The sequence below is a fragment of the Leptothoe sp. EHU-05/26/07-4 genome, from assembly GCF_043421015.1.
Lineage (GTDB): Bacteria > Cyanobacteriota > Cyanobacteriia > Phormidesmidales > Phormidesmidaceae > Leptothoe > Leptothoe turfae.
Genome location: NZ_JAXSQV010000007.1, coordinates 655,240 through 677,092, shown reverse-complemented (window position 1 = coordinate 677,092; position 21,853 = coordinate 655,240). Strand labels below are relative to the sequence as shown.

The 21,853-nt window shown below is 48.5% G+C and carries 18 protein-coding genes; 5 read left to right on the top strand and 13 right to left on the bottom strand.

The window, feature by feature from the left end; all coding sequences use genetic code 11:
- The first annotated feature begins 89 nt into the window (after positions 1-89).
- Entirely contained in the window at positions 90-1,052 is a 963-nt protein-coding gene (locus tag U2F10_RS27415; RefSeq protein ID WP_499873845.1) for a retron St85 family RNA-directed DNA polymerase, read from the top strand.
- A gap of 297 nt (positions 1,053-1,349) precedes the next feature.
- On the top strand, positions 1,350-2,285 hold the full coding sequence (locus U2F10_RS27410; RefSeq protein WP_499873844.1) for an IS5 family transposase: 936 nt from the start codon (positions 1,350-1,352) through the stop codon (positions 2,283-2,285).
- A gap of 553 nt (positions 2,286-2,838) precedes the next feature.
- Here the strand turns inward: U2F10_RS27410 and U2F10_RS27405 are convergent.
- The 5 genes from U2F10_RS27405 to U2F10_RS27385 all read right to left on the bottom strand — a co-directional run bounded on the left by U2F10_RS27405 (position 2,839) and on the right by U2F10_RS27385 (position 7,590).
- Complete coding sequence (locus U2F10_RS27405) at positions 2,839-4,113, bottom strand: ISNCY family transposase (RefSeq protein WP_499873843.1); 1,275 nt, start codon at positions 4,111-4,113, stop codon at positions 2,839-2,841.
- Between the two features lie 65 nt (positions 4,114-4,178).
- Positions 4,179-4,550, bottom strand: coding sequence for a transposase (locus tag U2F10_RS27400; protein ID WP_499873842.1), 372 nt, complete (start codon positions 4,548-4,550; stop codon positions 4,179-4,181).
- A gap of 2 nt (positions 4,551-4,552) precedes the next feature.
- Positions 4,553-5,341 carry an IS110 family transposase gene (locus tag U2F10_RS27395; RefSeq protein WP_499873841.1) on the bottom strand — a complete coding sequence of 263 codons (789 nt, stop codon included), beginning with the start codon at positions 5,339-5,341 and terminating at the stop codon, positions 4,553-4,555.
- Between the two features lie 544 nt (positions 5,342-5,885).
- The gene (locus tag U2F10_RS27390; protein ID WP_499873840.1) at positions 5,886-6,527 is read right to left on the bottom strand and encodes a Uma2 family endonuclease; all 642 of its coding nucleotides are present in this window, start codon (positions 6,525-6,527) and stop codon (positions 5,886-5,888) included.
- Between the two features lie 34 nt (positions 6,528-6,561).
- Complete coding sequence (locus U2F10_RS27385; protein WP_499873839.1) at positions 6,562-7,590, bottom strand: Rpn family recombination-promoting nuclease/putative transposase; 1,029 nt, start codon at positions 7,588-7,590, stop codon at positions 6,562-6,564.
- A gap of 195 nt (positions 7,591-7,785) precedes the next feature.
- Between U2F10_RS27385 and U2F10_RS27380 the strand changes: the two genes are divergently transcribed.
- Complete coding sequence (locus U2F10_RS27380; RefSeq protein WP_006517539.1) at positions 7,786-8,097, top strand: carbon dioxide-concentrating mechanism protein CcmK; 312 nt, start codon at positions 7,786-7,788, stop codon at positions 8,095-8,097.
- A 236-nt stretch (positions 8,098-8,333) separates the two neighbouring features.
- On the opposite strand, the gene U2F10_RS27375 is transcribed toward U2F10_RS27380, so the two are convergent.
- The 5 genes from U2F10_RS27375 to hflX form a co-directional block, all read right to left on the bottom strand.
- On the bottom strand, positions 8,334-10,811 hold the full coding sequence (locus U2F10_RS27375) for a branched-chain amino acid ABC transporter ATP-binding protein/permease (protein ID WP_499873838.1): 2,478 nt from the start codon (positions 10,809-10,811) through the stop codon (positions 8,334-8,336).
- Positions 10,812-10,820: 9 nt separating this feature from the next.
- The gene (locus U2F10_RS27370; protein WP_499873837.1) at positions 10,821-11,690 is read right to left on the bottom strand and encodes a branched-chain amino acid ABC transporter permease; all 870 of its coding nucleotides are present in this window, start codon (positions 11,688-11,690) and stop codon (positions 10,821-10,823) included.
- Between the two features lie 18 nt (positions 11,691-11,708).
- A complete protein-coding gene (locus U2F10_RS27365; protein WP_499873836.1) occupies positions 11,709-12,968 on the bottom strand; it encodes an ABC transporter substrate-binding protein in 1,260 nt (419 codons plus the stop codon).
- Between the two features lie 491 nt (positions 12,969-13,459).
- Positions 13,460-14,665, bottom strand: coding sequence for an ATP-dependent 6-phosphofructokinase (locus U2F10_RS27360; RefSeq protein WP_163702513.1), 1,206 nt, complete (start codon positions 14,663-14,665; stop codon positions 13,460-13,462).
- 593 nt (positions 14,666-15,258) lie between these two features.
- The gene (gene hflX, locus U2F10_RS27355; protein WP_499060187.1) at positions 15,259-16,944 is read right to left on the bottom strand and encodes a GTPase HflX; all 1,686 of its coding nucleotides are present in this window, start codon (positions 16,942-16,944) and stop codon (positions 15,259-15,261) included.
- 348 nt (positions 16,945-17,292) lie between these two features.
- Between hflX and U2F10_RS27350 the strand changes: the two genes are divergently transcribed.
- Both U2F10_RS27350 and U2F10_RS27345 read left to right on the top strand, forming a co-directional pair.
- Positions 17,293-17,673: a CAAD domain-containing protein gene (locus U2F10_RS27350; RefSeq protein WP_250564912.1), complete on the top strand. Its 381-nt coding sequence runs from the start codon at positions 17,293-17,295 to the stop codon at positions 17,671-17,673.
- Between the two features lie 242 nt (positions 17,674-17,915).
- Entirely contained in the window at positions 17,916-19,199 is a 1,284-nt protein-coding gene (locus U2F10_RS27345) for a hypothetical protein (RefSeq protein ID WP_163663819.1), read from the top strand.
- Positions 19,200-19,441: 242 nt separating this feature from the next.
- On the opposite strand, the gene U2F10_RS27340 is transcribed toward U2F10_RS27345, so the two are convergent.
- The 3 genes from U2F10_RS27340 to U2F10_RS27330 all read right to left on the bottom strand — a co-directional run bounded on the left by U2F10_RS27340 (position 19,442) and on the right by U2F10_RS27330 (position 21,722).
- On the bottom strand, positions 19,442-19,804 hold the full coding sequence (locus tag U2F10_RS27340; RefSeq protein WP_006517529.1) for a hypothetical protein: 363 nt from the start codon (positions 19,802-19,804) through the stop codon (positions 19,442-19,444).
- A 156-nt stretch (positions 19,805-19,960) separates the two neighbouring features.
- The gene (locus U2F10_RS27335; RefSeq protein WP_006517528.1) at positions 19,961-20,821 is read right to left on the bottom strand and encodes an ABC transporter permease; all 861 of its coding nucleotides are present in this window, start codon (positions 20,819-20,821) and stop codon (positions 19,961-19,963) included.
- A gap of 115 nt (positions 20,822-20,936) precedes the next feature.
- The gene (locus U2F10_RS27330; RefSeq protein ID WP_499873835.1) at positions 20,937-21,722 is read right to left on the bottom strand and encodes an HAD family hydrolase; all 786 of its coding nucleotides are present in this window, start codon (positions 21,720-21,722) and stop codon (positions 20,937-20,939) included.
- Between the last annotated feature and the right edge of the window lie 131 nt (positions 21,723-21,853).

Genomic DNA, 21,853 nt, shown 5'->3' with positions numbered 1-21,853 from the left:
CGTCGCTCAAGGTGTAATCCATGTATGGAGCTTGTGCGGGACACTTCGTGATCGCACAACGATGTTAGAAGGTAAGAGCTTCTCTCCTAATGGTAACCAAGGGTCAGCAGGCAAAATTCGATATTCACGGCCTTCCTGTGATCAACTCGATCAGCGATCTCGCCGCCCACACAGGATGTCCAGTCTGGCAACTTTGGAATATGCAGTCTAAAGCTGATGATTTCTATCGGTGTTTCGATATACCAAAGAAATTAGGTGGAAACAGAACTATTTGTACACCCAATTCACTACTGAAGAGGGTTCAGCGATGGGTTCTCAGAGCAATACTTGATCGGCTTCAAGCTTCATCTCATTGCTATGGTTTTTATCCAGGAGCTAAACTAAGAGACAACGCGCTTCAGCACAAAAATGCAAAGGCCATACTGACTTTGGATATAGCTGACTTTTTCGGTTCTATCGGCATACCACGTACAAGAAACGTGTTTACCTTGGCAGGATATTCTCCAGCCTCCGCCTTGATGCTCAGCCGACTGTGTTCTTACCAAGGCACCCTTCCTCAAGGTGCACCCTCCTCGCCCCGAATAGCGAATCTAGTTTGCTGGCGAATGGACCAGCGCCTTGCAGGCTTGGCTGATCATCTCCAGCTCGTTTATACGCGATACGCCGACGATTTGACCTTCTCCAGTCACTCCCCCCAAGTACTCAGTAAGGTATTGGGCTTGATTGTTCACATCGTCCGAGACTCCGGCTTTGCTGTAAATCAGCAAAAGACAAGAATTGGAGGCCCTGGGAGGGCATTAAGAGTTACTGGCTTGACGGTCTATTCGGGAGGAGTTGGAATAGGGCGTCGCAGGCTTCGAACGCTACGTGCCCAAATCCATAGACTCCATTGTGGTACGGACACCAATGACGTCGTGCATATTCAAGGGTGGCTCGACTACGTTTCAGATGTAGATCCCAAGCGTTACGCTATGCTTGTTCGCTATATTCATGGCCTAAAGGGAGAATCGAGTGATTCTAAGCTACATCAACTCAGATTAAGGGGAAGTTGAAGACCTCTGTAAATGATGCGAGCGACTTAGAAAATTTTGATCGGGCCATTGCCTAACATAGTCCCTGAGGCGGACGAGGTCAATAGAAAAGGCTAAACTTCTTTTCTCGTTTAAGTTTGAGTGTAAATTCAGACATTCAGGGTTGACCTGACACTCAGTTGTTCAGGGAGGAAACTGTTCTCTTTTAGGAGAGGTCTGCTCTGCTGCATGACCGTTGATAGGCTTTGGTGCGTGAATCAGGAAGTTACGGAGCCGTAAGAGCCGGTAACGTGTAGGTACCACACAAACACGGTACCGATGAAACGCACTTACAAACTCCGCAACTGGTCTGAGTATAACGCTGCCTTGGTCAAGCGAGGAAGCCTGAGCCTATGGATCAGTGATGAGGTAATAGCAGCGTGGGAAAATACTCAAAAGACAGGCAAACCAGGGGCGTCTAAGACGTATAGCGACTTAGCCATTGAGACATTACTAACGTTGAAAGTGATCTATGGATTGGCGTTGCGTCAAACCATCGGCTTTGCGGGATCTATCTTTGAGTTGATGGGGGTATCGGTAGCCTTACCGGTGCATACAACCCTATCGCGTCGGCAAAAGACCTTAACAATTGATTTATCGACGAAACCCACGACTAGGGGACGTCATGTGGTGATCGATAGTACGGGGATTAAAGTGTATGGGGAAGGTGAATGGAAAACTCGTCAGCATGGGGTGAGTAAACGTCGCACTTGGCTCAAACTGCATTTGGGGGTCGATGAGCAAACGGGTGAAATCCTAGCGGCAGTCGTGACATCAAACGCCATTAGTGATGGTGAGATCTTGCCAGACCTACTTGACCAAATCCCAGACGACATTGACCAAGTTAGCGCCGATGGAGCCTACGACCGAACCTATTGCTACGATGCCATTGATGAGCGAGACGCAACGACTGCGATTCCCCCTCGCAAAGATGCCAAAATATGGTTTCATGGCAACTGTAAACAGGACCCTCATCCACGGGATGAAAACTTACAGGCGATTCGTAAACAGGGACGGTCTAACTGGAAAGAAGAGATTAATTATCATCGACGGTCTCTGAGCGAAACGGCCATGTATCGAATCAAAACCATTTTCACAGGTGAGGTGTCTGAACGGTGTATTGAAAATCAAACGACAGAATTACTGTTGGAATGTTCTATTCTCAATAAGTTCACTCACTTAGGAATGCCTGATAGCTACCCGGTTGAAGGCTAAGATCGATGGCCCAGAGGACCGATCTGTCTGCCAAAATATTCACGCACCAAAGCCCCGTTGATACGGACTAGCTATTCATCGGATATTGCTCCAAATGACTGCATCGAGTGATCGATCTTGTTGTGGTTGTTATCATCTGTTTTTAAAGTACTACTTGTTCTTATTGTGATTGTTGTTTAGGCTGGTGTTGAACGCCTATTAGCTTGACTAGTGGAGACTTATTGCGCCTCAATGCAGCTATATATTTTTCTTCATCATAAGGTACACCATCTTGCCAACAGCGCCAGAGAATTCTTCCCCACTTATAGGCCAAGGCTCGAATCGCTTTTGGGTGACTTTTGCTTGCTTGTTTCTGTTGAAGATAAAAGGCTTGCGACCAAGTCGAATGTCGACGCGCCTGGTCCACCCATTCAACAAATGTCTGCCTAAGGAAAATCGGACACGACCAGCGCCAATGTACCCAGCACTTTTTACAGCAATTCCAAATTCCAATGTACGGACAGGAGTGGTATGTAAGAGAGACTCCTGTTGAGGATGTCAGTCACGATGAGAATCAAGAGGTATTTCGAAAGGGACCCGTCGGCTTGGTATCATCGAGCATGAACTCAATCAATGCGTTCCAACTCTCAAACCAGAGGTACTTGGTCAAGGCGACAATATCTTGAAAAAAGCCGTTTCGGGTACCTCGAATCTGTCGAATTCGTTGATAGCGTTCGTCTACATATCCCAAGATGGTATGAAACAGGAATGCTAACAGATTTAGGGTCAATAAGAACGAGGCTAGATGCTGTTGCCCATGGCCAAAATTGTGCTCTAAATGATAGCCCTTCGTTTTGAGGACATTGTGGTTTTCGTTTTCAGTTTTCCAACGACTGCGAGCCGCCTCAACTACAGCAATGACCTGCTGCGGGGTATTGAGCTCTAGTGGAGTGATCCAACTGTTGTGATAGAGTCGCTTGCCGTCTCGTTGTCGAGTGACGGTGACCTCACACCAATTCAGTACCCGGTCCGACGGGGTGCCACCTAATGGAACATCGGTTAAATATCGGTACCGATAGTGGACGTTCTCCTTACCCTGAGTTCGCGTTTTCTCGATGGTTTTGACCTGACCCTTGGCCGCATTGAACTCAATCCAATCGTAGAGCACTGGATGCGACTCCGGTAAACACACGAAGATGAAACTCATTCCCTGAGCTAGGACTGTTTCACACATCGGTAGACGACTGTATAGATCATCGCCGAGCAAAATCACATCTCGCTGAGCGAACATCCGTCCATGAGTCGCTATCCAACGCTTAGCTGCAGCCTGCTCACAATCTTGCTTCTCATGACCATCTTGAGGATAAATAAATTCAGGGGACAACGAAATCACCGATGATTGGCTCGGCGACACCACCACTGGCAAGATAGCTTTATGACTGTAGGTGACCTGGCCATTGCGATGCGTCTGGATTGAACAACACGGACAACTTACCTCATGCGAACTGTAGTATTGGGTTCCATCTAGGGTGACCAATAGATGCTTGCCAAGTACCTCAAACCCACGCAGATATCCCTGTTTCTCTAAATCCTGATAATTCAAGATGAACACACCCGATAGCCCCCTCGCAGGAAGCGGGTCGAGAATATTACGAATTTGTTCGACACTCGGAATGTTGGTCAAGCCAAATAGACTCTGGGCATTGTCTTGACCATGACGGCTTTGCAACTGTCGTTGGTACTCTAAGAATGACGGGCTTTGCATGAAAAACGCACTAAATGCTCCTAAGACCGCATCTTGAAGGCTATAACGAGTCGCGTTACTAGGCTGACGTCCATCCTTCATCATTCCTATGCATGAGGTCAGACTTCCGAGCACACTGTCGAATCCGAGCACACTTGAGACCATGACGACTATCTTGCCAAGGGCAAGACCCATTCGAATGAATTGACTGTATCGGATAGGGGCACGCTGTGCACAACTCGATTGCTAGCTCCAGGACACAGACACCTGTTCTTAAGTCGGAATTTGGAATTGCTGCACTTTTTACCACTTTCCTCCTTGACTGGAGCAATCCCGATATAACTCATAAAGGCTTGGGCTGACGTAAATCGCGTGCGGTCTTCACCGAACGCCACTAACAGTCGTGGCGCTAGATGCGGCCCAGCTCCCGGTAAGGCCTGAAATAACTCGGCATCTGGCAAGGATGCAAACAGTTTAGCAATCTGTTGATTAAATTCAGTTAATTGTTGTAAAACAACCTTGAGCAGAGTGATTAGACTCAAGGTTAGGGCTTTAGCCGGTACACAATGGCGTCATCCTCAGTCAGCGGTGGGCCTGCAACTTTGATTTGCTGAATCCTACGCTGAATAGTTGTCCGTCGAACAACATGATGACGATGGAAAAACTGAGTGATTGTTTCAGAGGTAGCTGCTTGGGCCGCTTTGACATCGTCGAACTGCTCAATAAACTCACAAAAGACCTGCGTATCTTTATCTCTAAACCAATCAAGAACTTGAGGAAAATAGGATTTGAGTGACGCGGTGATGCGGTTAGTCAAACGAACTTTTTCGCCCACTAACATCCGACGCGATTCTACCCATTGTCTGAGGGCACGATGCTCAGGACACCCTGCCACCCAGGCCTTTAGTTTATTGCCATGCTTACGCATTAACTCCACCAGAATACGGGCATCTACGGGGTCAGATTTGGCTCGTGATGGCTGAAACGCTTTTCGATAGTTGGCCACCGTTCTGGGATTAATGGGAAACAGCACTAGATTGTCATACTGACACAGCGCATAGAGTAGAGGCCCTCGCTGTTGTTCAAGAGCAACCGCAATTTTGCCAGGGCCATACCGTTCTCGGAGTTGTGTGACCCAATCAAGAATAGCTTGAGGATGGTTTTGAATAATACTATTTTTCCAGGTGTCTGTTGCACAGTCATATACCGCAATATCATTTTTTCGGTCAGCCCAGTCAATGCCCACATAGGCCACATAGTCAATCGACTCGATGGCCTTAGGCAGAGGTGTTTCTGAAGCTGAGTCTGTAGTTATGGTTGGGGCTATTGTCATTGTGTTAGATTAGAAGCCAATTTGTTTAATAGGGGTACGTCTGCTACCTACTTGAAGAGCGAAAAGATTATGGAAGCGATTTAATCCCCTTCCCTGAGAGTTCGTTTAAGACACGTAGGGCAAAGACCAGAGGCGAGGCGATATGTTAGTAGTCATTGACTGACGTGCGTTGGTTAGTCGTCCTCGAGGCCTAGCAGACAAACCCCATTTTTTGACTTTACGCTTTTCTTGACAGTTGGGATGAGTGAAAATGAGGAGCGATGCGATATGTTAGTAGACATACAGACTGTCGTTCGTTGCATAGTCGTCTCCTCGGTTATTTCCCGATTCGTCCCCCCATAATTCGTCCCCCCATAATTCGTCCCCCCATAACGGCGTTGGTGCTGACGGCACAGAGATGATCAGTAAATATTTCATAATATCTGCCACCGCTCAGCTTCACGTTAATTTAGAATGTGACTCCAGTGAAGTTTTCTCATAATTTATTTTTTACAAAAGAATATAAAACTGTTCTTTCAAAACTTATTGAGCGAAGAGTTATCTTCTAACGATGACTGTCCAGATATCTTCTCACCCAGCTTCGCAAATTAACCTCGGCGGCAACCTCATCCTGTTTAGCCTCTTCTAAAAAACAATAGAGATCTTCTTTCCGTACAAAGCCAAACGTCGGACTCGTTTCAGCTTCTTCATACGCATCACACATCAGACAATAAATTCGCCAAACCTCACTATCAAATCTCCAAAACTCTGGCACTCCCAAACTGGCATAGAGGCGATTCTTATCAATATCTGTGTGGGTAATATCCACCACCACCACAATATCCGGTGGTGGATCCGTTTTTAGGTCAACCGTCTTACCAGAAACCTTAGGCTGATTCTGAATATAGTAAGCATTATCCGGCTCTGCCCCCTTATCGAGATCGGCCCGGTCCAACGTCGTAGATCGCATCGACTTCAGCCGTAAACCCAATTCCACCACCAAAATACGAATAAAAAGACCAATTAACTCGCTGGCACGTTCATGTTCTTCTAGAGGCATCGAGATTTCTAAAACACCACAGTCATAGGTAAGGCGAGCAGCACGAGTAGCCGGTAGTGCATGCAAAACCTGCTGATAGCCCTGCCAGGTAACGTTGGGCAAGACAACTCGTTTTTCTTCAACGGGCGGGGCAAGTGTTCTAACCATTTATTGTTTTATGGCATTAAAATATCCCTCAGCTTTATTGGCTAATAGCATTGTCCGAATGCTCTTCCAACCAATCCATCAACCCATCGCCCGTCATAACTCCCGGTGCAGCTTCCTCCAATAACCCCAACTGTCCTAAAGTCAGTTTCTCTATCTGCTCCATAACTGATACCTCCAACGCCCCTAACCGTTGGGTCAGCATTTCTGTTACCTCAGTTCTTTTCTCTGTCAACTGCCCTAACCAGTTGTCCAAATCTGCCAGTTCACCAAAATCCAATAATGCCTCAGCTAAATCCTCCAGCTGCATCAACGACAGTCGATCTATCTGTAATAAAGTCGTTTGAGGAAATGCCCCCACCTTTCGTCTAAGCAAACGCATCACCAAAGCCCGTTCCTGAGCGAGCACCTCTTGCCGGCCTTCCTGATATGCTTCCGCATAAACTTTTGTCTTTTTTAGATCGCTGATGGCAAACATATCGGCTACTTCCTGGGATGTAAGGTGCGGAAACTTATAAACAATAATAGTTTCAAGGATATTGAGAATGGTTTTGGTGGATAAGTTGGGTAAAGGTTGCTCCCGTGCTTGTTGCATTAACTGCTTGCCTAGGGCAACAGCAGTGCTGGCAGGCTCTACTATTAGTTTAACTAACCCTAGAGTCACCGATTGGCTTGGATCTAGCTCATCGAGAAAAACCCGTTGGCATTGGTTACTTTGAAGTAAACAACCATAGGCATCATGGTCATTAGGTTCCAGACTAGTTCGTGGGTAAATGGCAACTGCACGCCACTGTTGAACATCAGGGTGCTTCTGTAAAAATAAAAATACTTCCGCAAATAGACGGCGATATAGTAGCGGATCTTTCTGGAATTGCACCTCTACAAAGTAGACTGGCTGACCACTGTCCTCTGGTGGCAGAAATATCCCATCAATGCGAAAAGCGGTTTGCTTTAGTTCAACTGAGCTAAAGCGATACCCTGGTGCTAGTGCTGGCTGCCCAATCAGCTCAAACAGAATGCTAGGCGCAGTTTCGAAGAGCAGATAGAATAACGAATCGGTTTTCAATAGCGATACAAATTGTGCAGAATCCGCATTCAGTATCCCCACCTCAAAATAGATAATCCCGTAGGGGGAATACCTTGTACGTTTTGGCTAGGCGTTCGACTGAGCGTTCGACTGAGGTCACGCCGAAGTCTCAACGTTGAGTGTCGGGTCTCAGGTATATTAGAAAATGAACCTTCCCAATCGGCTCATTTCCCTATGCTTTACTCTATCGGTGTAATCGAAACCCACGGATATCCAGCTTCGCTGGCAGCGGCGGATGCCATGGTTAAAGCAGGTAATGTCTCCCTTTTAGGAATTAATCAGGCCGATAGCGGACGTCAGTTTGTAACGGTGCGAGGACGTGTGGCTGAGGTCAACAGAGCCATGGAAGCGGGGATAAAAGCTGCTAACGCCTGCCCTAATAATGGGAAAGTTACGTCCCACTACACCGTGCCCCACCCAACTGAAAATATTGAAAGTGTCTTGCCTCTACACTTTGACGAAAAATCAGAGCCATTCAGAGTTTGATCGGCTGTCTGCCTCTGTATTCAGTATCCTCACTTCAAAATGGATCATCCTGTAGGGGTAATGCCTTGTGCTTACCCCGGCAGCATTGGGAGCGATCCACCAAAATTTTGCTAACCCGCGATCGCAACTGCCACTCTCCAACTCTTTGCTCTCATTGATCAAATATTTTCCCAACCAATGATCGGACCATGGCGTAGGGTATCCAGGGCACCCACAAGGGGAGGTCCCTACCTGTTCTAAACCCCTAAATACGCTTTTATGACCTGGCTATCTTGTTGCATCTCTTTGCCGGTACCCGATTGCACAACCTGCCCCGTTTCCAGTAGATAGGCCCGATCCGCCACTGCCAAAGCCAGGCTGGCCATCTGATCCACCAATAAAATGGTCAGTCCTTCATCCCGTAGCTCTGCCAGGGTGGTAAACAGATCGGTGACAAGTTTTGGTGCTAGACCAAGGGACGGTTCATCTAGCAACAACAATTTAGGGCGGGCCATCAAGCCCCGACCGATTGCCAGCATTTGTTGTTCTCCACCTGATAACAACCCCGCTTTTTGGTTGCGCCGTTCAACTAAACGGGGAAACCGCTGGAGAATTTTCTGGATATCGCCGTCAACTTCAGCATCTTGACGGTTAAAGGCTCCCAGACGCAGGTTGTCGATCACCGTCAGCTCTTTAAACACCTGCCGTCCTTCAGGCACCAATACAATACCCTGTTGATTGATGGCATGGGCGGGTGTTCCCAAGAGAGATTGGTTTTGCCAAATAATATCCCCAGACCAGGGAGTGATGAGCTGGGTAATGGCTTTCATCAGAGTACTTTTACCAGCACCATTGGCACCGATGACGGCCACCAGTTCACCCGCATTCACCGTCAGGTCAACCGCCTGCAATACCTTCAGTTTGTCGTAGCCAGCAACCAGCTGTTTGGTTTGCAATAGAGGATATGGCTGAGAGAGGGCTGGGCGCGTTAGGTCAGGTGAGTCAACGCCTAAATATGCCGCCAAGACGGCTGGATCTTGTTGCACTTGTGCAGGAGAACCCATGGAAATGAGATCGCCACTGTCTAGCACCACAACTTGGTCCGAAATATCCATCACCAAGTCCATGTCGTGCTCAATCAAAATGACGGGAATACCGCTGCTGGCAATCCGCCGCACTAGCTTTGCTAGCACTTGCTTATCGTCTTTACTCAGCCCTGCCGCAGGTTCATCCAATAACAACAGCTGAGGTCCCAAGACTAACGCCCGAGCGATTTCGGCTAACCGGCGATCCACAAAGGGCAGGTTAGCTGCCGTCTGATAAACATCACCCCTAAAGCCAACAAATGATAAAACTTCCAGCAGCGTTTTCTCTGGATGGTTCGGTGCTTTGCCTCGACCCACTAGAGCGGAAAAAATGGAGCCAGTTTGAACGCCTTTAGCCGCGACTCGTAAGTTATCAATCACTGAAAGTGAGTCAAATAATCGTGTTGCCTGAAAGGTGCGAGCCACACCGGAACGGGCGATCGCAAGACCAGATTGTTGTGTTAGGTCGTTATTCCCAAGCATGATGCTGCCGGTTTGGGTTTGATAAAAGCCCCCAATCAAGTTCAACAGGGTTGTTTTACCGGCACCATTGGGGCCAATCACCGCAGTCACCATACCAGGTTGCACTGTTAGGCTCACTTCATTGACCGCACGCACGCCGCCAAACTGAATGCCAACCTGATTTACCTTCAGTGCAGCGGCTGCCTGATTGCGGGTAATCAGGGCTGGCATTTCTGGTGGAGTGGTCAGGGGATGTACCGGAGACGGTTGGCTAAACCAACGCTTGAGCGGTTGGGTCAAGCCTTCGGGAGCTAACCACAGTGTGAGCAGTAACAACACACCAAAGACCAACAGTTGGTAATCGGCGAAGTCCTTAATCAGTTCTGGTAAAAGAACAAGCACGATCGCGCCGACAAATGCCCCTTCGGCAGTGCCAATCCCCCCTAAGATGACCACCAACAGAAATAAAATTGAGCGGTGCCGGGTAAAGCTGTCGGGGCTGACAAACCCAATTGTGGAGGCAAAGAAGGCTCCCCCCAGACCCGTAAATGCCGCCGAAACGGTGAATGCCATCACTCTCACCGTTAGGGGATTTAACCCGAGAGAAATGGCGGCTGTCTCATCGTCGCGCACTGCTTGAAACGCTTTGCCCCAGGGATGTTGTTTGAGCTGGTCAAAGGACCAAATTGCAACAAACGCTAGCACCACAGCAATGAGAACGACATCTCTCAAAGCGGGTTGTAGGCCAAATAGCACCGGTTTGGGAATGTTGCTCAAGCCACCAAAGCCGCCGGTGAGGCCAACCCACTCGATCAACACTCGCTCGACGATGATGCCAAAGGCGATGGTCACCATTGCCAGGTAAGGGCCTGTAACCCGCAAGGCGGGAGCCCCTAAGGCCGCTCCCATGCCAGCCGTGGCCAAGATGGCGACACCCGCTGCCGCTGGAAACGCCCAGTCTACCCTCAGCATCAACAGGCTAGCGACATACGCGCCGATGGCAAAGAACCCGGCATGACCAATGGACACTTGCCCTGACAGCCCCACCAAAATATTAAGACCAACGGCCACCATAGTGGTAATGGCAATCATGCCAATGGTGTAAAGGTAGTAGGTATTGGGCGCGAATAGTGTGGCTGCGATCGCACCCAATAACAAGCCTATTCCAATCCAGCGACGCAGCTTCATATTGATGCCCTAAACCTTTTTAACCTGAGCCTGGCCAAACAGACCATAGGGGCGTATTGCCAGCATCAAAATCACCACCGCAAAGCCAATAATTTCGCGATAGCTACCCCCCAATAAACCAGCGGCTGCCGATTCCACTAAACCGTATAGAATGCCCGCCACCATGACTCCCCAGGGATTCGCCAAGCCACCGATGATGGCTGTGGCAAAGGCCTTCAAACCCAGCAGCGTGCCCATGGTGGCGGAAACATTGCTAACCGGCGCAATTAACATGCCCGCCAACGACGCCAGTGCGGTAGACATGCCAAATGTGACGCTGATCATGCGCTCCACCGGAATGCCCATCAGCCGAGCGGTATCATGGCTCTCGCTGACGGCCTGCAGGGCTTTGCCTAAGAGAGTTCGTGTAAATAGGAAACGGAGTGCGATCGCAACCGCTAACCCCACCACCGGAATTAGCAGCTCTACTGGAAACACACCAAACCCCAGCAGTTGGACTGGCGTTTCCGCCCAGGCAGAAGGATAGCCCCGTGTCTCTTTGCCAAATGTGAGCATGGCGAGATTTTCGAGAATGATGCCCAGGGCAATTGTCGTCAGTAGCCAACTGTTGGAGCCCCCTTCTGAAAATGGACGTACCACAAACCGCTCAATTAGCATGCCTAACCCAAAGGTCGCCACCAACGTGAGAGGAACTGCCAACCAGGCAGGCACTCCCAGGGTGATGTTCAGGCTGTAGCACAAGACAGCTCCCACCATTACAGAAGCGCCCTGGGAAAAATTCATCGTCTTCGAGACCGCATAGGTAATCTGAAAGCCCAGAGCCACCAAGCCATATAGACTACCAACAGCAATCCCTGAAAGGATCAGTTGGGACCACATTGCATTTATCCAGTGTCTTTACCCTTGGAAGGGCACTAATTTGTTATCTTTCCACTGCACCAGAATATAATCGTCTTCATTCAGGGCATCGTGGTTATCGGGTGAAAAGGACTGCTCATAGGTTTTAATCAAACCTTCATAGGTTGGGAGATCATAGAAAGAGTCTCGCAATGTGGGTCCGTCTAAGCTCTCTGCCGTATCTAAAGCCAGGGCAACCAGATTCATGGCGTCATAGGCATTGGCCGTTCCCACTGGGGCAATGACATCCTCTGGCCCCTTGACATCATATTTCTCTTGTAACTTGCTCATCAGTGCTTCCGAGCGCTCTCCTTTGGCATCAAAGAAGCTATAGGTCTGCATAAATACCACCCGAGCAGCCGCTTCCTCACCAGCCAATTCAGGGAAACGACCACCCGTCGGTCCCCAATGGGAGACAACTGGCACATCCCAATCCAGGCGCAGCAAAGACTTCATCGCTACCGCTGAAGGGGCGGCGTTAGCCACCATCAGCAGCACTTCGGCCCCACCCTCCTGCAAACGACCTAACTGGGGAGAAATATCGGTGTCCCCATCGTTGAACTTTTCAATACCAACAATGTCCAGGTCATACTTCGGTGCCCATTCCTCAAACCCAGCCTGATTCGATTCGCCCCAAGGGTTGTTGATTAGTACTAAACCCACCTTAGTGGCCCCTAATTCTTGCTTGGCGTAGCGCATTAGGTAACTGTCTACAATATTGTCGTTAGCCGAGACTCGAAAGGCAAAGTTGGGGTCAAATTCGTTGCGGGTAATGCCTGTGGCCGCAGCCCACACACCCATGTAAGGCACTTCTAACTCATGGAAAACAGGCAACATGGCCAGGGATACGGGAGAATCTAAGCCACCAAAAACCAGGGCCACTTTTTCCTGCTCAATCAATTCCCGAGCCGCCGCTACTCCCTTAGCTGGGGTGGATTCATCGTCACGAATGACAAGTTCCAACGGACGCCCCCCCATGACGCCACCACTCGCGTTAATTTTTTCTAGGGCAATGGTCAATCCCCGCGTAATCGATTCACCTGACACGGCTGAAGGCCCTGTAATGGCAGCAATAAGACCTAACTTAATCGGTTCACTAGAAGAGGCTGTTTCTCCCCCAGCAGTCGGTGTGGCGTCACTATCGGTGGTGGTTGCACAACCGGCTAGCCTAGATGCCAACAGAGCTGCACTCAGCCCAGTGACACCTCTAAGTACCTGCCGTCGCTTAAAAAACATGCGCTTGAGCGAGTTTTGAGTCATGGGTTCCCTGGTGCCTTAGCAGACGCTATCAGGAAGATTATCAGTTTTAAGGTAGATTCGAACTGATGCTTACGCTACAAATACGTTTCCAGTGACTTGATACCTGATTCATGGTTTAAAGTACCCAGTTGCATCCATACATAGACGGAGAATCTGTTGTCAAAGGTGGTATGTACATCATATCTGAGGAGACAATTATTTCTCTAAGTTATTGCTGTGACCTAGAAACACAGACACAAACAGGTCAGGTATTGCTCACGAATATTCAACCCAACAGCGAACGATGACGCAGCTATGAGAGCACAATTCATCAGTTATTTCTAGCCTGGATAGAGCCACAAAGGCCACAATCCAAGCATGAATCACTCAAGAATACATCATCTAGCATTGTAGTAGCTCAATCAACAGCATTGAGTCCCCACAGCAGCAACCACTAACCATACATGAAACAGTTAGGCTTCTTTAGTCTCCCAGTCAGTAATGTTTTCAAATCAGCGTTTGGCAAAAGTTAAGTTTGTTTTCTCAGGTTTATTGATGGTTTCACCCATGTAAACACCTAAATTTCGCGCTGTTTTTATCCAAGGATCGTCCAATGCCACCGGGCTAGGGCAGCGTTGTTCTAAATGACACCGTTTAATTCGCGGTATCACCTGATCTAAGGGTTTACTGTCTGCATGCCCATGGGACCACACTACTAATTGCTGATAGTTCTCAGCTGCAATCAATTCCACTGCCTTACATCCAAAGGCTGCTGCAATCAGCCGATCAAGCGATGATGGCATACTACTGCGTTGAATATGACCAAGGATTGTGGCTCTCGTTTCTAATGGCTGTAAATGACAAAATTCAGGTTGATTTGTCTCACACAGTTGCTGAGCATGGACCTGAATCTGTTGTGCCAGGGTATCGCCAATGTACTTTTCCCTAACCCCATTTTGATTACACACCCCTTCAGACAAGACCACTAGGGCAAACTGCCGATCAGTCTGACGCAGCTGTACAATTTTGCTACAGATACCATCCAGTAGCTTGTCATTAATCTGTGGAGTGAGTTCTGGAATCAAAATCATATCGGCTCCTCCAGCAACACCCGCCCGTAGCGCTAGATGACCGGCATCCCGCCCCATGACCTGAACAATCATAATGCGATTATGGCTGGCCGCCGTAAATGTGAGATCATATAGGGCATGGGTCACCGTATCAACAGTTGTATCAAACCCCAGTGACTGTTCAGTAAACGGCACATCGTTATCGATGGTTTTAGGAATCGCAATCCAGTTCCAGTTACCCTGTTGTGCTAAATCAGAAATAATATTTAAGCTGCCATCTCCCCCCAAGGTAATTAAGGCATCTAAATCGAGCAATCGGTACCCCTCTAACATCTCACGAGCAATATCAGGATTGCTGGGGTCACCGTTGCTTAAAGCACCCAGCATACTACCACTGAGAAACTGAAGAATATCGATACCATGCAGCACCCCTGGAATATCAAACCCATGGTCTCGCAATTGAATATCCTGTCTCGAACAGTTGCCCTGCTCTAAGTTAATCAAGCCTTGAGTACCGTAGGGAATACCATAGACCTGCCATTGCCGTTGGGTTGCACATTTAACAACAGCACGAATCGCTGCATTGAGACCAGGGCAATCACCACCACTGGTAAGAATGCCAATGTTTTTAGTCACTTTAGAGGTCATTAGAGCGCTAAATAATTTGATGGATAGAGACAGTTGATAGCTTTGTAACGATTAAATATATTGAGCCACTCACCTAAGTTGGGACAGTCAATTTGGAACCTACTGCCCTGTAGCTGGTTCAGGAAATGATAATTGTGATTTTCTAACCACAATATAGGTGATAGAGCCATTGCTGGTGTGGCCTACCGACAAAACAGTTTCAAGATGTTACAACAGATAAACGGGTCTAATTAAATATGGATTTTGACTAACCCATAACGCCCAAATTAGAGCCATTAATGCCAATAGCCACCACTTCAGGGGTTTCCATTTAAGAGAGTTGCCATTTATGCGGATCATGATGGGTTATCTCCTACTACAGCTAAATACTGATACAACGGTCATCGGGTTTGGCTATCTTGTTGACGCTATGCCCAAGATGACAACTGTGAGCTGCAATCATTTAACAGCAGGCTGAACCAGCATTTTCAACATCTTTAGACTACGCGGGAAGTGTGAGGATATTGTGAGGAATAGCACTTTATCGGCCTCAGGTCTGGTTTCTTCAGTCTCAAATTTTGCAAAATCTATCGCTGCTATTGACTAACTCTTTCCTAGCCTGCCACAGCATAATCTACCAACTGCACTAAACGCTGTCGCAACGTCTCCAACCCCAGCTTCTGCGCAGCTGAAATAAACAATGCCTGGGGATACTCATCCTTAGCAACCGCAAGAGTATCACTATCCACTGCATCCAATTTGTTAAATACCAATAAAATTGGCCCTGGTGTTGTTGGCATTTGTCCCAAAATCCCCATCACCGAGCGAATATGATCTTGCCAAGCCGGATGAGACAAATCCACCACATGCATCAGCGCATCTGCTTCGGTAACTTCTTCTAATGTGGCTCGAAATGCATCCATAAGAGACGGTGGCAAATCTTGAATAAACCCCACGGTATCGGTCAGGACCATAGACCGTTTCTCATGGGTGTCACTATCCACCACGGATAATTTTTTTGTTGTTGGATCTAACGTTGCAAACAACTGATCTGCAGCATAAATATCCGCATTGGTCAGCGTATTCAACAACGTAGACTTACCTGCATTCGTATAGCCCACCACGGCAACAGAAGGCACCCGATGATGCTGTCGATTCTGTCGCAGCCGCGAACGATGAGCCTGTAACTGATTTACCTCTCGCTGTAGCCGCGTAATTCGTTTTTGAATGGCCCGTCGTTCAGTTTCTAATTTGGTTTCACCGGGACCACGGGTACCAATACCACCCCCCAGTCGAGACATGGCCTGACCGCGCCCCGTCAGCTTCGGCAACTGATACTCTAATTGAGCCAGCTCCACCTGCAACTTGCCCGCACCTGTCCGCGCCCGCTGGGCAAAGATATCTAAAATCAGCTCGGTACGATCCACTACTCGCACCCCAATTCGTTGCTCCAGGCTGCGTACCTGAGCTGGAGATAGATCCCGATCAAAGACCACTAAACTTGCACCAAAGGTTTGAGCCTTTAGGGCCACCTCATCGACCTTACCCGCCCCCAGCACAGTTTGAGGGTGAGGTTTAGCTCGCTTTTGTTTGAGGGTTTCTAAAACTTCGCCACCGGCAGTTTCCACGAGTCGAATGATTTCTTCCAGACCGCTTTGAAAGCGTCGGGTAGAGATCCGATCGGTTTGTAAACCCACTAACAGTACACGGTCGTGGCTCGCATCTACTTGCTGCGCCACAAACAGACGCCGAAATTCCTCCTCCAAACCTTCAGTCAAGTCAGTAAAATCTTCCAGACTGATGCTTTCCAAATCCATTGGAGCTGATACTGACCAGCGCTGGGTCTCATCGGGAACTAAATGGGCCAAGTAAGCCTCACGAATGTAACCTGTGGCACCACCGCCCTTACGCTGAAAACCGCTGCCGGTTAGCGTCAGCAGCACTAGCGCATCCAACCGCTGTAGGGCCATGGCCGTCAACGCAGCATTTCCCGGTGGTTCCTGTTTCAGTTGAGTGGCAATGCAGCGAATACCACTCAGTCGCTCGGCACCATATCGTGGTAATTCCATGGCTGGAATTTGAGTTTGCCGTGGGGAGCCAACACCGACGCGGATGACATGCCCCCGCCGGTCAATATAACTACAAACTGGCTGATTGATATCAGTACTGATGGCAGCCAGACGCTGGGCAAATTCACGGTTAGTGATTTGACTACCCGGAATGCGCTGATGATATAGACGACGTAGTTGCTTGAGCTGACTAGGTTTAAGACCTTTCAGCTCGCCGTAGATGGTTTCGATAAGCCCTTGCAGAATTCGGTAGCTCTCATTTTAGTCATGACATCCACCTCAACGACAAAGCAGTCTCAAATTGAAATGTTTTGATAATGCATTGGGGCCAATGATTGAAATTGACTATATGTCGATGAACGATAATATTTTTCTATGAAGTCAGAATAAACTATTTTAAAGTGCATTGATTTGCACACAGCTATGCAAGATCTGGCATGTGCCTAATGCGCGGTTGGCAGCTTGCATTTGGACTAACTCTAGTTTAGTTTCAGAAGCTGATAACTAAGCTGGTTCATTAGCCGCATGGCAAATGAGCGAGGGAAATCCGCTCCTAGGTTGTTAATACTCCATATAAAGATGAGCACCGATATCAATCCCCCTGAAGAGAACGTAACAACTCAAAGTACGACCGATACCACTGAACAGGCCAAAGAAATTTTGGCTAAGGTTGCAAGTGTACTTGGGGATTCACCGACTTACGTAGTTGAGACGTTTAATGAGTACAAACGGCCACTCACAGTTATTGGTCTAGTCTTCGGTGCCCTCATTGCCATCAAACTAACCTTTGCTGTCTTGGCGTCGATTAACGATATCCCAGTACTAGCTCCTACGATGGAGCTTATTGGTCTAATTTATACGGGCTGGTTTATCTATCGATTTTTGCTAAAAGCCAGCAATCGCAGCGAGTTACTGAGCAGTTTGGGGGATGTAAAGGATCAGATTACTGGCAATAAATAGTTGCTACTGATTGACTACAATTCCAAACATTTTGATGCACATTGCAAAATCTGGAAAGGCTGGATGCTAAGTCATTCAGCCTTTTTGGTGTTTGAGATCTGGCAGAGCGCTCCGCCTACATGACCGTCTAAGGTGGTGGATCATATGGATATGGAAACCCACACCTTTACCGTCATGGCAGATGATCGATAAGGCTTTCTATACTAAGAATCATCGCTACAATAAGGCCCCTAAAGGAACCTATGGAGCTAAATAAGGACATCATGAAAGCGGTCGAAACCCTGAAATATCGGGTAACCGTAGGTGATGTGGCTGCTAAAACTGGTCTCAATATTAGCCAGGCGGAAGCTGGGGTTTTGGCCTTAGCATCTGAAACCCAGGCCCACATGCAAGTGTCTGAGACGGGGGACATTGCCTATGAGTTTTCCCCTCAGTTTCGAGCAATTCTGCGTAATCAATATTGGCAACTGCGCTGGCAGGAAACCTGGGAAAAAATTTGGGCGGTTCTGTTTTACCTGATTCGCATTTCCTTTGGCCTCATGCTGATTCTGGCGGTGGTGCTGGTATTTGCGGCCATCATTGCGATTCAAATTAGTATGCAGTCCCAGCGGGAAGATGATAATCGCGGTGGCAGCTATAGTGGCGGTATAGGGTTTAATCCTTGGCTGTGGATTGGTCGGGATTGGTTTTACTGGTTTAGCTATGGCCCCCGTCGGCAGTATGGTCGGCAGTATGACTATTCGTCACGAGATCGCAATCGCCAGGGTAGTGAGCTGAATTTTTTGGAAGGTGTGTATTCGTTCTTGTTTGGCGATGGTGACCCGAATAAGGATTTGGATGAACGGCGGTGGGGTGCGATCGCAACCGTCATTCGCAACAATCGCGGTGCCGTCTCTGCTGAACAGCTAGCTCCCTATCTCGAAAACGCCAACCTCGACGACGACCTTGAAGACTACGTAATTCCTGCCCTCAGTCGTTTTAACGGTCGGCCTAACGTCAGTCCCCAAGGTGACCTCGTCTATTACTTCCCCGAGCTCCAGGTAACGGCTAAAAATCAGAAACCCCAGTCAGTACCTGCATTTCTTAAAGAAGCCAAACGTCGCTTTACCAGTGCCAGCTCCAATCAAGTCGCCATTGCCATCGGTCTTGGCACATTGCTAGTCGTTGGCTCCATCTATCTCAGTTTTATTGCGGCTGACTTTACCGACGGAGGCTTTGTTGATCTGGTCTATTCCCTCTGCGATCTCTTCCTAGCCTATGGCGTTGCTTTTCTCGGCATCCCTGCCATTCGCTACTTCAGAATGCAGCGGCAAAACCAGAAAATTGAAGACCGTAATACTCAGCGTAAGAACCTTGTGGGCAGAACGGTGCAACGCAAACTTGACTATGCCAAGCAGTTTGCGATGGAAACCATTGTTAGTAAAGACAACCTGGCTTACACCACTGAGACTGATCTGATTGACCAAGAGATCGAGAACCGAGACAAAATTGATGACGAATGGCGCAGACGCCTTGAATCCTCCTGACACTAAATTTAATGCCTTGGTTCAGTTCACAAATATCTCGTAAGGGTGGTGCCTTGTGCCACCCTGCCTTATGTCTAGTCCGTTTGCTCCTGTCCTGACAATGTACAAAAAAGCCCCGCATCGGTAGGTAGATACGGGGCTTTTTCTATGTAGGGTTATATGACCCATTGTCTTGAAGCGTTAATAACTGTGCAAAAACTTAATCTGAAATCGCCTTGACCCTAGTCAAGAACGCCTTGACCCTAGTCAAGAACATTAATCAGTGCGCCTGCAGCGCCCCCTTGAATGGCATTTTCAATGAAGGAATCGTCATTGGTGATAATGCCAACGACACCGCTAGCGGCAGCGCCCACAGCAGCATCCTGAACCAAACTGGAATCGTCATTGTTACCGCGTACGGCCTCAACAGCCGCTCCAGCAGCCGCCCCGTTAACAATGTCGTCGACACCTGCGTTGTCACCGACAACGGTACCGGTCACAATACCTGTACCAGCGCCAATGCCAATGCTTTCCAGAAGGTCAGCTGAACTGGGTGCTGCCAGAACTGAACCCAAGGTAACAGTAGTCAATCCAGTAACAAACAATGCAGTCAGTGCTTTTTTCATGGTAGTAACCCCCAAAGGGTCATGAACGATTGTTCTAACTATCTCAATTTTAGCTAACCGATATCTGATACGACCCTGAACTCTGCATAAGAGTGACTTAAGTCATACTGAATCTTGCATGTGATCGTGATCACTGCGATCGCAGACTCACGCCGTTCAGTTTTCTTTGCGCACTAGGGGATTAACCAAATCATTTAAGCCCTCACCGATGAGGGATAACCCGGTCACCATGCCCGTAATGGCTAGTCCTGGAAAGAGTGCGGTCCACCAAATACCTGTGGGGAGGGCGTCCAATGCCTGACGTAGGGAACTGCCCCATTCAGGTACTTCGTCTGGAAGTCCCAAGCCTAGGAACCCCAGCCCCCCCAAAATGAGTACCGCATCTGCTGTATTGAGGGTAAAGAGTACGGGCACACTCTGCACCACATTCAAAAATAGGTATCGAGACAGCACGGCCCATGTCGAAGCTCCCATGGCCTGAGCCGCCTCGACAAACAGCTCCGTTTTCAGGCTAACGGTGTGGTTACGCACTACCCGGTAGTACTGAGGCACATAGGCAATACTCAAGGCCGCAGCTGCATTCACCACACCCTTACCCAAAATAAAGGCTAGGGTGACGGCCAAAAGCAGCACTGGCAGCGTGTAGATCGTGTCCATGAAAAACAGCAGACCCCGGTCCAGCTTGCCACCGAGATAACCGCTGACCATGCCTAAGGGAACGCCCACCACCACACTCATGGCCGTTGCCAACAGCACCACCTGCCAGGCTGCCCGTGCTCCAAAGAGGGTACGAGCAAAGACATCATAGCCCTGGCGGCTGGTGCCAAACCAATGCTCACCAGACGGTGGTACATGAATGGGGTTTTCCAACGTCACCAATGGATCCTGGATCCATCCCCAGTTCTGCATCAGCGGTGCAAACAGGGCAACGATGACAAACAACAGGGTGATGGCGATGCCCATCCACATAAGTATTCGTGAAATTGTCCAGCGCTTTGCCCGCAGAATGTCTGCCATAGCTATGAGAATTGAGTCGGATAATATTGTCTAACGCTGCGGGGCAATGGAAAAGGAGAAATATGGAACCTATGTAGAGGCGTTCCATGGAACGCCTCTACATTCATCTCTAGATTCATCGATTGATTGCGTCGAATAGTTCTTCCACCAACTCACCAAATCCTGCGCCCTCTTCTGCCTGGGTGACAAACGAAGGGTGATGGGTCAGCGTATCTAAATAGTGACGAACATTGGCCACACCAACGGAATGGGGAAATTGTGCAGGATCAAACATACTTTCATCGTTGGGGCTATCACCAATGGTGAGTACTTGGTGATGGGCTAGATCTGGAAATTGCTGGGCGACGACCTGGGCTAGACCGCTAGCTTTGTCTTGGGGCAAGGGTTTGATGTGGCATTGCACGGTGCTGTAGGTGAATCCCCAACCGTTTTCATGACAGTTGCTAGTCATCCACTGCAAATCGTCTAGACTCAATCCGGTCACATCAAAGGTCCAGTCCGTTAGACGAAAAGGGTTATCGCTGGATTCTTTGAGTTGAGGGTATTGTTGGCGTAACCGGTTAAATTGTTGTAATAGCAACTGTCTATGGTCGTTGGCGAGCGGTTGTAGGAATGTGGGATGTCTATTGGTTTTGGTGAAATAGAGTCCGCCGTTTTCTGCGATCGCAAGCTCCACAGACAGATAGTGTAGTAACCCATTGACCCAACCTGCTGAACGTCCAGTGGTGATTAATACAGGCATGCCTGATGCTTTGAGCTTTTCTAAGGTGATTAGCAAAGATGGAGCAAATTCACCTTGGTGGGTGAGGGTGCCATCCATATCTGTTGCCAATAGCCGAATTTGAGCCAGTGCTTGGCGACATGCCTGGGTTGTGAGTGCCTGTAACCGATTTGATGCCATCGTTGCTATACTGCTTCTGCCTATTTCTAAGGGCTATGGTGCCAGACAAGCACTAGATTTTGATTAAGTAATTCCCTTGTTATCAAGAAACTGATATACGTTAGAAGCGTTAGCAGCCAACTCTTAATTGC

Excerpts from the sequence above, each read along its gene's own strand:
- U2F10_RS27335 (WP_006517528.1), bottom strand. The coding sequence starts at position 20,821 with ATGGCAGACATTCTGCGGGCAAAGCGCTGGACAATTTCACGAATACTT.
- U2F10_RS27360 (WP_163702513.1), bottom strand. The coding sequence starts at position 14,665 with ATGACCTCTAAAGTGACTAAAAACATTGGCATTCTTACCAGTGGTGGT.
- U2F10_RS27405 (WP_499873843.1), bottom strand. The coding sequence starts at position 4,113 with ATGATGAAGGATGGACGTCAGCCTAGTAACGCGACTCGTTATAGCCTT.
- U2F10_RS27395 (WP_499873841.1), bottom strand. The coding sequence starts at position 5,341 with ATGACAATAGCCCCAACCATAACTACAGACTCAGCTTCAGAAACACCT.
- U2F10_RS27370 (WP_499873837.1), bottom strand. The coding sequence starts at position 11,690 with ATGTGGTCCCAACTGATCCTTTCAGGGATTGCTGTTGGTAGTCTATAT.
- U2F10_RS27365 (WP_499873836.1), bottom strand. The coding sequence starts at position 12,968 with ATGACTCAAAACTCGCTCAAGCGCATGTTTTTTAAGCGACGGCAGGTA.
- U2F10_RS27350 (WP_250564912.1), top strand. The coding sequence starts at position 17,293 with ATGAGCACCGATATCAATCCCCCTGAAGAGAACGTAACAACTCAAAGT.
- U2F10_RS27330 (WP_499873835.1), bottom strand. The coding sequence starts at position 21,722 with ATGGCATCAAATCGGTTACAGGCACTCACAACCCAGGCATGTCGCCAA.
- U2F10_RS27340 (WP_006517529.1), bottom strand. The coding sequence starts at position 19,804 with ATGAAAAAAGCACTGACTGCATTGTTTGTTACTGGATTGACTACTGTT.
- U2F10_RS27345 (WP_163663819.1), top strand. The coding sequence starts at position 17,916 with ATGGAGCTAAATAAGGACATCATGAAAGCGGTCGAAACCCTGAAATAT.
- U2F10_RS27375 (WP_499873838.1), bottom strand. The coding sequence starts at position 10,811 with ATGAAGCTGCGTCGCTGGATTGGAATAGGCTTGTTATTGGGTGCGATC.
- U2F10_RS27410 (WP_499873844.1), top strand. The coding sequence starts at position 1,350 with ATGAAACGCACTTACAAACTCCGCAACTGGTCTGAGTATAACGCTGCC.
- U2F10_RS27380 (WP_006517539.1), top strand. The coding sequence starts at position 7,786 with ATGCTTTACTCTATCGGTGTAATCGAAACCCACGGATATCCAGCTTCG.
- U2F10_RS27390 (WP_499873840.1), bottom strand. The coding sequence starts at position 6,527 with ATGGTTAGAACACTTGCCCCGCCCGTTGAAGAAAAACGAGTTGTCTTG.
- U2F10_RS27415 (WP_499873845.1), top strand. The coding sequence starts at position 90 with ATGGTAACCAAGGGTCAGCAGGCAAAATTCGATATTCACGGCCTTCCT.